The organism is Pseudomonas sp. GYB4201, assembly GCF_056312595.1.
Map to the genome: position 1 here is coordinate 119,902 of NZ_JBWGIG010000015.1, position 12,409 is coordinate 132,310.

The 12,409-nt window shown below is 57.2% G+C and carries 6 protein-coding genes and 4 pseudogenes; 7 read left to right on the forward strand and 3 right to left on the reverse strand.

The annotated features are described in order from the left end of the window. The first annotated feature begins 528 nt into the window (after nucleotides 1-528). From AC0Z2B_RS16385 to AC0Z2B_RS16400, 4 genes and pseudogenes are all read left to right on the forward strand, one after another. Nucleotides 529-1,291: pseudogene (locus AC0Z2B_RS16385) on the forward strand (DNA cytosine methyltransferase). Nucleotides 1,292-1,358: 67 nt separating this feature from the next. Next, nucleotides 1,359-1,514, forward strand: coding sequence for a hypothetical protein (locus tag AC0Z2B_RS16390; RefSeq protein ID WP_475503360.1), 156 nt, complete (start codon nucleotides 1,359-1,361; stop codon nucleotides 1,512-1,514). A gap of 1,736 nt (nucleotides 1,515-3,250) precedes the next feature. Next, nucleotides 3,251-4,440 (forward strand): annotated as a pseudogene (locus tag AC0Z2B_RS16395) (tyrosine-type recombinase/integrase). A 109-nt stretch (nucleotides 4,441-4,549) separates the two neighbouring features. Beyond that, nucleotides 4,550-5,460: pseudogene (locus AC0Z2B_RS16400) on the forward strand (ArdC family protein). A 364-nt stretch (nucleotides 5,461-5,824) separates the two neighbouring features. Here AC0Z2B_RS16400 and AC0Z2B_RS16405 read toward each other — a convergent pair. The 3 genes from AC0Z2B_RS16405 to AC0Z2B_RS16415 all read right to left on the reverse strand — a co-directional run bounded on the left by AC0Z2B_RS16405 (nucleotide 5,825) and on the right by AC0Z2B_RS16415 (nucleotide 8,025). Beyond that, nucleotides 5,825-6,250 carry a DUF1652 domain-containing protein gene (locus tag AC0Z2B_RS16405; protein ID WP_476298036.1) on the reverse strand — a complete coding sequence of 142 codons (426 nt, stop codon included), beginning with the start codon at nucleotides 6,248-6,250 and terminating at the stop codon, nucleotides 5,825-5,827. Nucleotides 6,251-7,158: 908 nt separating this feature from the next. After that, nucleotides 7,159-7,524 (reverse strand): histone-like nucleoid-structuring protein, MvaT/MvaU family, encoded by a 366-nt coding sequence (locus AC0Z2B_RS16410; RefSeq protein ID WP_475503361.1) that lies wholly within the window; start codon nucleotides 7,522-7,524, stop codon nucleotides 7,159-7,161. 165 nt (nucleotides 7,525-7,689) lie between these two features. After that, nucleotides 7,690-8,025 (reverse strand): hypothetical protein, encoded by a 336-nt coding sequence (locus tag AC0Z2B_RS16415; RefSeq protein ID WP_475503362.1) that lies wholly within the window; start codon nucleotides 8,023-8,025, stop codon nucleotides 7,690-7,692. 313 nt (nucleotides 8,026-8,338) lie between these two features. Here AC0Z2B_RS16415 and AC0Z2B_RS16420 point away from each other — a divergent pair, with 313 nt between their 5' ends. The 3 genes and pseudogenes from AC0Z2B_RS16420 to AC0Z2B_RS16430 form a co-directional block, all read left to right on the forward strand. Next, nucleotides 8,339-8,635, forward strand: a complete 297-nt coding sequence (locus AC0Z2B_RS16420; RefSeq protein ID WP_476298039.1) for a hypothetical protein — start codon at nucleotides 8,339-8,341, stop codon at nucleotides 8,633-8,635. Nucleotides 8,636-8,899: 264 nt separating this feature from the next. Beyond that, complete coding sequence (mobH, locus tag AC0Z2B_RS16425) at nucleotides 8,900-10,648, forward strand: MobH family relaxase (RefSeq protein ID WP_476298040.1); 1,749 nt, start codon at nucleotides 8,900-8,902, stop codon at nucleotides 10,646-10,648. 1,311 nt (nucleotides 10,649-11,959) lie between these two features. Continuing rightward, nucleotides 11,960-12,286 (forward strand): annotated as a pseudogene (locus AC0Z2B_RS16430) (LysR substrate-binding domain-containing protein); the annotation flags it as partial. Nucleotides 12,287-12,409 lie beyond the last annotated feature (123 nt).

The window sequence follows — 12,409 nt, forward strand, 5'->3', positions numbered from 1 at the left end:
GCCAAATTAATTACCCCCCATTTCCAGTCGAGCAGCGGCTAATCTTGGGTCAGGGTGGCGTATACCGATTGACTGAAAATTGGAGCTGCGCATGCAAGTCCAGACGACCAAACAGAACGGTGTGGTGGTTTCCGTATCATCTACAGGTGACTCGGGAGCCTGGGGGATCGACTGTGTAGTGATTGATGGCGTGCACCTTCCCCCTTGCCGGGCGACACTATATCCGAGCGCTGCTGAAGCTAAGGCCGCAGGTATCGCCTGGGGTGAAGCAATTCGTGCTGCCCAACAGCGGAACGAGGGCAGAGGGCTGAGCCATATGGTGGCGATATAGGGGTAGGTGTGGTTAGGCGCTGGCGGGCAGCGCCGGATGGTCAGTCGTCGTTGCCGTAGTAGAAGTCGTGGACGTCGACTCCTTAATACTCGACTTCCACACCGCCCGTGTAAAGGTTGAGAAGAAGCGCTTCGAGACCATACTTGGAGCCAAGGACGAGGGTCTTCGATGGGTCGTAATACCCCGCCACCGACCACGTGTGCCAGGACCTGCACCAAGCGCGCTGGGAGCACGTGGCCGGCCACGACCTGCTGCTTGCTGCCAAGGGCACTCGAAGGCGCGCGGGAAGGCCTCGGGCAACCCGCAGCACGATTCGTCCCGCTCCACCGCCTGGGCCGTCGTGTCGGTCCTCGAGTATCACCGGCCGCCGGGCGCCGTGGTAGAAACGTGCCAGAGTTCGTGGGGTGGGCGCTCTATCCGGCCTGGCTGCAGGCGGTGCAGGCGCTCGGTTACTGGTCGCACCCCACATCGTCGATTGCGCGGACCTGGCGTGCCACAGCACCGGGTGCGTCTGTTCTTGGTGCTGACCCGCAGCCACCGCTGATGCTGGAGCTGCACCAGCGCCAGCACGTGCCCGCCGCCAGCTTCCTCGAGTTCACGGCGGGCAAGTGGTCGCCCATCGAGAAGCCAGGCCGGGCCGCCGCCACCCTGGCGCGCGTGGCCAACGGCCGAGCTGGGTTCGGCGACGAGTTCATCATGCCCTACTACGGCAAGGGCTCAGGTCTCACCGGACGGTGCACCAGCCGCCCCATCGGAACCATCACCACGCTCGACCGCTGGGCTCTGGTGCGCGGTGACGTAATGCGGATGCTTAGCGCCAGTGAAGCCCTGACCGCCCAGAGCTTCCCGGCCAGCACCCTGCGGCCTGACAACCACCGACTGACCATGCACATAGCGGGCAACGCGGTGCCGCCGCTGGCAGGCCAGCGCATCCTCGAAGCGATGATGGCTGCCGCGTAGCGACACGAGCACATTTGTACTCTACCCCCCATCATAGCCTGCTGCGGCGGGCGCAGAGGACAGATAGATGAACTACCCAGAAGACGATCAGAACGAGATCAACCGTCTGCACAACGAATTTGTGCACCACTCGCCCCGAAGCAATGACGACCTGATCGCCCTTCAGGATGCGAGCTACGCGCTTGGCCTGAAGCGAGGCCAGGCCCATGAAGCAGCCCTGTAGCAGCGCCTGACAGAGACGGATCAGCAACTGGACGAGCTGATCAGCGCGGTTCGCTCGCTCAATCGCGGCAAGGCCCACGAAATTCACCTGGGCACTGATGACCAACCCGGATACTGGTAGCGGAAGGAGTGGATCGACGGGGTGCTGAAAAAAAGCTCTAAAGGCAGCGACCGCAAACCTGACAAAGAAAGATCGTGGAAATCTAGCTGCAAGGTTTCTAAGGTCACTCCGCACGCACCGAAGTCACCTTCAACGCGGCCACCTTAGCCGTATAAACGCCCCAGTTAAGAGCTTCTCGAATGTCACGATGGAGCGTCCCATAGCATTCCTCAAAAATACACCGTCCGCTCCTCAGGTAAACGCCCACAAACACGAAGCTCAACCTATTAGCAGATATTTGCACCTGCACGTCAATTTGGGTTCCTCCCGGAAGGATACCGCTATGCGTCATAGGCCTTACTGCAGAGCTTGTCCATTGGAGGTATACCGCTCCTCTAAGTCGCATCACATTTACCCGGCACGGCGCCACATGGGTTTATGGACTGAAAGCACTGCCAACGGCCTCGTACCTTGTCCCTAGATCGTCAGGAAACTCTAGGTCTCCTCGCTCCCGCCTTCGATGCTACCCAGCCTGGGGCGCGCGGGATGAGGCTTTGCGAGGAGTGGGTGCAACCACGATGTTGGCCGAGGTTGCAAAAAAGCGAGCCCTCTCAGCCGCACGCAACAAGGCGTGACTGATGGTCTCGTTCTGTAGGCATGGATAATACTCTTCTGCGAGAAGGGCACCGTCCGGTCCGTATACACCGATGAACATCTGAGTGTGGCCATCGCGTGAGAGTCTGGCCTGGACATCAATAGTCGTTCCATCGCATAGTTTTTTCATAATGACTTCGATGATGGAGCGCGCCATCTGCCCATTCCCAAAACTTACAGCCGCGATTAGGCATTAGTTTTTGTCCTCCCTGGGGGCCTCAAATTCTATAAGACTATCCCTTGAGATATACCACTTTCAACCTCCTGTCAAAGCGCTCCCACAAATGGTTTATGACGCATCTATCCAGCCAAGCATCCCTTGAGCTTTTAAGGGTGATCCAGCTCACCATGTTCCCAAATCAACCATGCGACCAGAGCTTGTGCAGCCGATTCTGAGAGACGCTCTAGGTTGGCTAGTGACCTACCGCCAATATTACATTCGCCAATGTGATCTCTGGAGTAGGACATTCGGCTCTCGTTTGCCACAGCCAGAGGCGAGTTTTCTCAATATCGAAAATCTGCCCCTCCTCGATCAAATGCTCAACGAGATCCACAGCGACCTTGTAGTGACCGCACCTCGGACACACGCGTTCCTCCCAATACTCATCACTTTGAAACCGCTCTGCTGGCACCGCGCAAATCGCACAATTCATATAGCTTTCCCTGCTTTATACGCACTAACTGAGTATCACTTTTTATATAGACCAAATTTTTTGGATCTGCCACCAACCTTATGGACGGTCACGGCATGGCGCCCTCGCCGTAGGGCAAGGTGAAATCCCTTGAAAGGGACATCGATATGAGCGCAGAACGCGATCTCGCTATTGTCCTCGAACTGGACAAGGTATCGGAAGAGAAAATGGCCGAGCTGCTTGGGACTACGGTGCCGGCATTGCGGGCGCGGCGCGCACGCAAACAGATCCCCATGGGCGTCTGGATTAAGCATGGCAAGAACATCATCTACACATTAGGAGATATGACGAATGGCTGGAAAGTCAGTGGGTATGCCCCGGGGGGTGGAAGTCTTCCGCAACGCTCTGCGTATCCGATTCACCTGGAACGGCGTCCGCCGGGGCGAAACGCTCCGCTATCCCACGACACAAAAAGGCATCGCAGCTGCATCCAAGCTTCGCGATCAGGTAGTCAGCCTCAACAAGCACGGGCTGCTGGACGATAATAAGTATGCCGAGCTGTTCCCAGGCTCGGTGACTGTCGCCGGCGCAAGTCGAATTTCGGCGAATATGCCCAGCTCTGGCTTGACAGCCGCGAGATCGCCGAGGGCACGCGCCTGAACTACAAGGGCGCGCTGAACCTGTACTGGATGCCGAAGCTTGCCCTGGTGCGAATCGACCTCATCACTCCCACGTTGTTGCGCCGCATCATCACCCGTATCCCCTAGACACCCCCGGGCGTGAAGCGTAACGCCCTGGTGAAGCTTTCCACCATCCTGAGCTCCGCGGTCAAGGATGGGCTGCTCGAAAAGAACCCGGCCGAGGCCATGGAATTGCCGAAGCGCTCGAAGAAGGAAATCGACCCGTTCACCCTGGATGGAGCGAACGCCATCATTGCCAATGATGTACCAGCATGAGCACTGGCCCAGCACCATCTACGCCGCCTTCTTCGAGTTCGCCTTCTTCACCGGGCTGCGGCTGTCCGAGGCCCTGGCGCTGCGCTGGGATGCCATCGACTTCAACAAGAAGCACGCCCATGTGTGCCGCACGGTAGCCCTGGGCGAGATCGAGGAGCGCACCAAGACCGGCAAGGATCGCTTCGTGCTGCTCAACGACCGGGCGCTGCACGCCCTAGAATTCGCCCGCCAGTATGCAGAACGTCGGAAAAAAGGCGCCGGCAAGATCCTCACCACCCCCTACGTATTCCCGCCCTCGAAGAACAGCGAGTACGTAAAACAGACCTCTGACGTGCACAAGCAGTGGGGCCCGACCCTCGAAACGCTGGGAATCCGGTACAGACCGCCATACAACTGCCGTCACACCTAGGCGACAATATGCTTAATGTCGAATTTGAACCCCGCATTCATCTCCCAGCAGCTCGGCCATAGCGTGCAGATGCTGCTGTCAACGTATGCGCGTTGGATTAACTCAAGCTCGACGGGAGCGAGCTGGAAAAGCGCCAAATTGGTATCAGCTCAAACCAGCTTTCCGTAACTTATTGATAGGTAATCCCTTTTATCTCTACAGCAAATATACCATGCAACACTCCTTTCACCCCACCGGGAACCCCTCCCAGTCGGGCGGCGTTCCCTCCCACCTCCGGACAACGTCATGTCAGACATCAACCTCGACGTCACCAACAAGATCATCACTGCTCTCGATCAGGCGGTGGTTCCCTGGATCAAGCCTTGGTCAACACTTAGTGCAGGTGCTGACTCACCCTTCCCCACCAATGCCCTCACCCGCCGAGCTTACGCCGGCATCAACACCCCCCTGCTCTGGGCGGAGGCTCGCTTGCGCGGCTATCGGCAGGATCGGTGGCGGACCTTCAACCAGGCACGCAAGGCGGTCACCCTGGCCGTGCTGTACAAACCCATGAGCAAGGAGGCCCAGAGCGAGCACGGCGAGCTTGTCCGTGATGAACAAGGCAACATCAAGAGGGTGCAGTTCGCACTGCTGCGTACCCATTGCTAATTCAACATCGAACAAACCGAGGGCCTGGCCAGCGAGCCTGAGGATACAGGTAAAACAGATGCCGCCGCCCCCTTCATCGACCAGGGGCCAGCCGAGCGGGTCCTGCAGCTATCGGGTGCGCGCATCGAGCATCGCTTTGGAGATGATGCTTTCTACCATCGCTGCGCGACCTGATTCAACTGCCCACAAAGGCCCAGTGCGAGGACGTCGGCAGCTACTACGCCACGGCCTTGCAGGGGCTGACGCACTGGTCCGACCATCACTCCCGACTCCAACGCGATGGCATCAACGGCGGACACCGCTTCGGCTCTGCGGAATACGCGTTCGAGGAACTGGTGGCGGAGATGAGCGCAGCGTTCTTGTGCGCCCTGGCCGGCATACAGGGAGAGCTGCGCCACGAGAAGTACCTGGCCTAATGGCTAAGTATTCTCCGGGAGGACAAGCGTGCCATCTTCCGTGCCAGCGGATTGGCCCGTGAAGCCGCGGAGTATCTATTGGCACTGCAGTCACATGAAGCGACCGCAACCTGTGAGCGGCTGACGGCGTAAGCCAACCCTACCATCAAAGGCCCCACTGCGGCCTTTGCTTTGGATCGGGTGGAAAACCTCAATCATGTCGAACGGGCGTTAAGCTTGCCCGCAGAGCGCGCAACCTTCTCATTGCCGCCGGATGGGCTTTGCGTTTCCTCAGCCACGAATTACCATCGATTCTTCCAGTGGTCGAGGAAACATCATGCGACTTGTGCCTAAACGCATCGTTGACTGCGCGTGTCTGTTCATTGCGATTGTCGGGGTAGCCTGTGTCGGCCACCTGGTAGCGCAAGAGCTTGAGTACCTTCATCGGTATTTTGAGCCACAGCCCACTCCGTTCGTTTATCAGGCTGCGCCAACGTGGAATGCTCAACCCCCAGCCCTACCGCCGCTTGCGGACCTGCCAACGGATGCCGTGAAAGTCAGCACCAGCGAGCGCTAACGCTTTCCAATCACGAAGTTTTTCACCCCTTTTACCGTAGGGTAAAAACACTCCTTTGTGATTGATTGAAATCCCCGCCCGCCCCCATGCGGGCTTTTTTTTGCTTGACGGGGCTCGCTTGCGGCGATACTCAGCGAGAATCCCGGAAAGGCGCGCCTCTTCTTTAAGGACCATGACCAGGGACGCAATCGAGCGGCTGGTCGCCAGTTCCGATACGTGTATGCCCGAAATGAAGTAGTCGGACTGATGATCTGCGGTGTTGAGTAACGTGATGGAGACGATCCCATCGTCTGATATCTCGCATTCACATTCGCCGGGCAGGAAAGCTGTTTCGATAACGTGACGTAATTCGAGGGTTGATAACACGGATTACTCCAGTAGACGCCGATGAATTACCAGCGCCCTACCCTCTTGCTGCGCAGATACCCAGCCCAGCAGATGGAACTTGAACTCAACCGTGGGTGGGCCTGATTGCGCAGGCTCATGCTCTGCCTGCTGAGATTCCCTACGCCCTTCCGTGCATCTGGCCTGCTCCGGCCGTATCGCCTCGATCTAGATTCAATGTGCCCAAGGTTGCGATTGAGCTGCGCGTAAAAGCTTTCCAGCAGGTCTCAGGGCCGGTCGGGGGATCGTGCGCCAATCGCTGGATCATCCAGCGTCCTCCCCCCTAGGTTATCTGTCACTGCCCGTTGAAAACCTCGACTAATTCAGCTTTGTTGGATCCTTAGTCAATTGACCTGGAGAAACTGCCGGGATGCGCGATATTCGTTCTTGCTCAAGCGCCTAATGCCCGATAAACGGAGGGATACCGCCTAGCTATTGGCCACTAAAGCGTGGAAGCTTATGCGTCACTTGAAGGCGGTAGCGATATGCCAGACCGGAAGCGCAGGTTGCAGCATTGGAACGCCGCTTGGCGGCTCTCTGAAACAACGATTCAATGTTGCCACTGCGGCAACACTCAGCCATCGCAGCAGGCCTACCGCGTGTTTCCCCATACCGCGCGATGCAGCGCTCAATCAGAAGGCAGCCAGCACCCGTGGCTGGACCTGGAAAAGCTCTTGCTGTCAGTCTTCGATCAAACGGCGCCGGCTGGAGACTGACATTTGGGCCAACGTCAGCGGAAGGTGTGCGTGTCGCCTGGTTCCCATCAACAGCAGGCCGAAGGAAGCCACTGTAATACAAACAGGTTCCGTATGCGCCTGCCGAGTGCTGCAGCTGCGGTGGTAAAACAAGCAGGCCGGAGAGGCCCTCGGTCGATGCCCCACCGCCTCAGACTACTGCAGCCAGCTTTCCACCGTGCCCGCCCCATGCTCCTGCTTCCAGTGTTTGAGGATCTTGTGGTTGCCACCCTTGGTTTCCACCACTTCACCACTATGCGGGTGCTTGTAGCGCTTGAGCTCACGTGGCTTGCGCTGCGGCGTGGCTGAGAACTTCGCGGCCGAGCGCCCGCCAGCGTTGACGGGGTCAAGGATAGCGACGATGTGCTTCAGGCTTACCCCGTACTCTTCCAGCAACGCCTTGAGCTTGCTCTCGAACTCGATCTCACGCTTCAACTCGGCGTCGTTCTTCAACGCATCCAACTGCTGAATTTTCGCGGCGAGTTGCGCCTCAAGGGCTTTGAATTCGGCAAGCTTTGACATGGGAAATCCCTTTGCAAGATGAAATTATTTAGATGCGACTGCACTTCAGAAGCAAAGGATAGCCGAAAGGTTCAAAACTAGTTGATACCAGCCGCCGGAATATCAAGCGGGGATGCACTCAACAACTGCCGCCAGGCGGTGTCCGCCGATGCCCCCTGATTGAGGTCATACCCGCGTGATTGAAACAACTTCGATGTACTTGTACTTCTTTTTCTTGGCTAGCTCGCGGGCTTCTTGCTCCGCCAACAGCGTGCTCAACGTCCGAGCATCATGAACCAGGCTTTCAACCTCACCCTCAAAGGTTTTGCCGACCTGCAAGGTGACACGTAGTTTCGGAAACAACGAAGTCGACGTCGCCTGCTTCGTAGTGGACTTCGACACCGTGCGTTTGCTCGGCACGAACTGCAGTTCAGAGGCATCGTCCGTTTCGGTCGGTGTGGCTAGGCTGGAGGGGCCAAACAATGCTTCACGCATTTGTTGTTCTGTCAGTGAATCATTCATCGTCAAATACTCAAGGGCGCTTTCGCCAGCAATGGCCGCGCGCCGAAGCTAAGGCTCCGTAAATGTAGTTGGGGCAATTGAAAGTAGCCTAATCGACTGCACGAACCTAGATCAAGCCAAGCCATGACGAAACCCAGGCCGCCAATGCTCGCCGAGCTATCCGGACGATGTCCGCGTTGTCATCTTGATGCCGGCACGCCAGCACACACTTTATTTTCTTCTCACTCACGCCATCTCCGCTATCTAGTCCTATCCTTGGCGCACGCCATGTCATCCAGGCGGGTATGCAGGCGCAACACAGGAGAAGGCAGTCATGCGTCAACGAGGCTCATGCTTCACCGCGTGGGAGGACCGCGGGATCTACGCCGTGGTGCACGGGGAAACGCTGGACGATGGCACAGAGATCGATGTCAGGGCCAGAATCGCCCGCAGTGGCGCTACCGAAATGTTCCTGAGTGTCTATGAAGGTGGCGGACGAATGCTCGCCGAGGAGAGCTACGCAGACCTGCCAGGTGCCTCTGTCGGCAAAGCTCTGGCCATGGGCGCTCTACGCGCCCGGGAGATTGCCATCAGCGCCATCCCCCAGACGCGCATTGGCGATACTGATTGACCCACCCCTGCGGTGCTCATGCCCAGGTGTCGATCGCTCCCGTCGCCTGGAATGAGCACTGTGCCTGCGGCTTCGGCCAGAGAACGGCGGCCCATCCGCCATCACCACCCTGCCCATATGCGACGCTTGCACGTTCAGATTTACGCCCCCTGGCAAAAGGAAAATGGGGTAAAGGGTAAGAGCGGCAAAGGAAGGGCCGGCAAGGGTAAGAGGCTTATCCGAAAAGGCAAAAGGACCTTATGGCATTCAACCGAGGTGGCGACGATGCCGAGCTGGTTCACGCATGAAAAGGCCAAAGTCCCCACGCCCCTACCTGCCCCCATTGCCGAGGGCTATTACGCGCCGATGACGGCCGAAGCGCTGCTCGCCGCCGAACACCGGCAGAAGCTGCTCGAGCGCATCTGGCAATACACGGCGCTGTCCCAGCCGCAGTTCGAGCAGCTCTACCTGAGACCGATCCGCCGCTACGCCGACTATGTCCAGCAGCTGCCGGCCAGTGAAAGCCACCACCATGCCTACCCCGGCGGCATGCTCGACCATGGCCTGGAGCTGGTAGCCTGCAGCCTCAAGCTGCGCCAGTCCCATCTGCTGCCTAGCGGTGCCGCTCCGGAAGACCAGGCAGCCCAGGCCGATGCCTGGAGCGCCGGCATTGCCTACGGCGCCCTGCTCCACGACATCGGCAAGATCGCCGTCGACCTGCAGGTCGAATACCAGGAAGGTCAAACTTGGCACCCTTGGCATGGCCCCCTGGATCAACCCTATCGCTTTCGCTACCTGAAAGGCCGCGATTACCAGTTGCACGGCGCCGCTGCCGGCCTGCTGTACACCCAGGTGCTGCACCGCCCTATCCTCGACTGGCTCAGCGGCTACCCCGCGCTGTGGGGCAAGCTGCTGTACCTGCTGGCCAACCACTACGAGCACGCCGGCATCCTCGGCGAGCTGGTCCTGCAGGCCGACCGCGCCTCGACGGCACAGAACATCGGCGCCAACCCCAACAAGGCCCTGCAGGCACCCATGCACTCGCTGCAGCACCATCTCATCATGGGTTTGCGTCACCTGGTGAAAAACGAGTTCAAGCTCAATCAGCCTGGCGCCGCCGGTTGGCTTACCGATGAACACCTGTGGCTGGTCAGCAAGACCGCCACCGACAAGCTGCGCGCCTACTTGCTGGCCCAATCCGTGGATGGCATCCCCTCCTCCAACATCGCCCTATTCGATGAGCTGCAGTCGCACGGGTTGGTCGAGCCCACGCCTGACGGCAAGGCGATCTGGATCGCTGCGGTGACCGATGAAGGCTGGCAGCAACAGTTCACCTTCCTGCGCCTGCAGCCCTCATTGATTTGGGCGGATGAAACCCGACCGCCCACTTTCACCGGCACCCTCAAGACCGTCCTTGAGGGCACCTCCGACCCCGCAGAACAGCCAACCTCGCCCGGTACCGGTAACACCACACCGACAGCGGCCGACCCTGTATCAGCCAATGCGAACCGGCCCAACCCTACTAAGCCCTGCCCTTCCGAAATGGAGGACAGCGACTACCTAGGGCCCCTTCTGGAGCTATTTGAAACACCCGAGTTCGAGCCTAGTGCCCCCCCTTCCAGCGAGCCGGAGTTGACTCCAGAGAGCAACAACGATCTCGGTCAGCAGTTCGTGGAGTGGCTGCGCGCTGGATTGAAAGACCACTCCCTGATCATCAACGACAGCCAAGCGAAGGTGCATACCGTCAGCGGTACATACTTCTTGGTGACCCCGGGGATCTTCCAACGTTACACCTCGGAGCGCCAACCGAAAGGCAGCCATATTGAAGGCTCGCAAGCCTGGTTAAACGTCCAGAAACGCTTTGAAAAACTGAACCTTCACCTGCGCAGGCCGGACGGCCAGAACATCTGGTCGTGCCAAGTTCAAGGTCCTCGAAAACGCGGAAAACTGAACGGATACCTGTTGAAAGATCCCCTCGAACTCAGCGAAAAAAAGCTGCAGGACAATCCCTTTCTCAGGTTGACTGGAGACTAAATTATCCACGTTTACGGCACGGCTAACCAACCTCCTCCGCATTACTCCGATGAAATGAGAAAACAGCAGATCCAAAAACTATTAACCTAGTTGCCCTGCCTATTGAGGACCGACGCACAATGATAACTTTCATGCCCCACAGGAGGTTAGCGCACTCATTGCGCCCATGGCTACCTCGATGGAAGGAAAGTGGCTGGGCATGATCCGCATTGAAATGGCGCCAGACGTAAAAAGCTTAACTGTTATCCACGATAATCTCCACGGCAGAGCTTCCCCTGAACGTACGGCACCCCTTCTGTGAATATTTCAAACTCTGGGCCGATGGGCGACCGTCAGGCCCATGCGGGTATCGAAATGTAAAGCCCGTTGCAACACATGACTTGGATGACGGCAGCACAATTTTTTTGGTCCTCAATGCTATATTCGTTCGACTGCGCTATCACTTGATTATGACTGGCGAGCAATTTCGATAACATTTGAGAGGTTTTTGCGCAATCGCACCAAGCGGCTGCCTTGGGCTAGATATGACCTAATCAGAAAAAAAATTTCAACAGTAAAACAAGATCCAGTCCGTGAATGAATTGGGCTTGCCCAGGGAATTTTATCGCCGGACAGCTCGATCATCCGACACATTGAAGTTTAGACTAGCGATTTGTATTTCCCTTCTAACTGCATTTAATCGAATTGACTTCAGATATTGGGACGGAGATTTGCCTGTAACAGTCACGAAACTATTATTAAGTGCACGCCGGCTAATATGTAGCTTTTTGCATATATCCCCTGCAGCGACTGGACTGCCCTCACTACCCAATATTATATTTTGGGATTTTTTCACTATGTCACTATAGGTGGCATACGTAATACTATGCGCCTGTCGCTCGGCCGCATTATTTATCAGATTTAGTAGCCGAGCTAAAAAATCATCTCCAACTATTTTTAAATTTTGAAACATGCCAATAGAGGTCTTGTTTGACGCAGATAAGATCTGCATCAATAGCCGCCGCAACATAGACAAGTTTTGTGCGGGCAATCTACGCACCTCCACATAGCTCCTAGAAACAAGGCTTTCTTCGCCCAATACCCAGCATTTAGGGATAACTATAACGAAATAGTCCGTACTGGACGGAGTATGAAACAGAAATTCAGTTCCTCCAGTTAGTATCAGTATAGAATCTTGGCAAAGCGGAAAACCATGGACGCTACAGGCACCATTCAGGTGCATGGGCACCGCAATACTCAGTTTATCGAAAGGGGTATGACCGACCTGCACCAAGCGCTGATTGAATTTTACCTGCTGATGCTGACTCGGTTGACCGAGCGTCATTCGGCGGCCGGCAAGTTGACCGGTTCCTGCGCAAGATGCATTTCATACCGCGCGAGGTATCAGAGCTGGATGAGCTAGGCGCAATTGCGGAGCTGGTTGCCAACGGTGTCGGGGTGGCATTGGTACCCGAGACATTTGGGCACGCGGTTTGGCCGGCGGGAGTACGAGCGCTGGATTTGGGAGAACATACGTTCTACCGGGAGATCGGCTTAGTCCACCATTCCAAGCGAAACTTGAATGAGCCGGCGATGGTCCTCGCGGGCTTGATCGAACATGGCGCCAACACTTCCACAAGCCTGCACTCTTCCAGCTAGGCACGCACATCCCATAGACTTCCTGAACAGGCGATGCCCCTCTCAGCGCCCATTGTTTCAACAGGAGGCCTGCTGTAGGCGGCACGCGCCCCGCAGGGCGACGTCTGGCACGCGTGCCACGTA

What these genes read in the sequence shown, in the direction of transcription:
- AC0Z2B_RS16390 (WP_475503360.1), top strand. Translation starts at nt 1,359, where the DNA reads ATGAACTACCCAGAAGACGATCAGAACGAGATCAACCGTCTGCACAAC.
- AC0Z2B_RS16410 (WP_475503361.1), bottom strand. Translation starts at nt 7,524, where the DNA reads ATGTCAAAGCTTGCCGAATTCAAAGCCCTTGAGGCGCAACTCGCCGCG.
- AC0Z2B_RS16415 (WP_475503362.1), bottom strand. Translation starts at nt 8,025, where the DNA reads ATGAATGATTCACTGACAGAACAACAAATGCGTGAAGCATTGTTTGGC.
- AC0Z2B_RS16420 (WP_476298039.1), top strand. Translation starts at nt 8,339, where the DNA reads ATGCGTCAACGAGGCTCATGCTTCACCGCGTGGGAGGACCGCGGGATC.
- mobH (WP_476298040.1), top strand. Translation starts at nt 8,900, where the DNA reads ATGCCGAGCTGGTTCACGCATGAAAAGGCCAAAGTCCCCACGCCCCTA.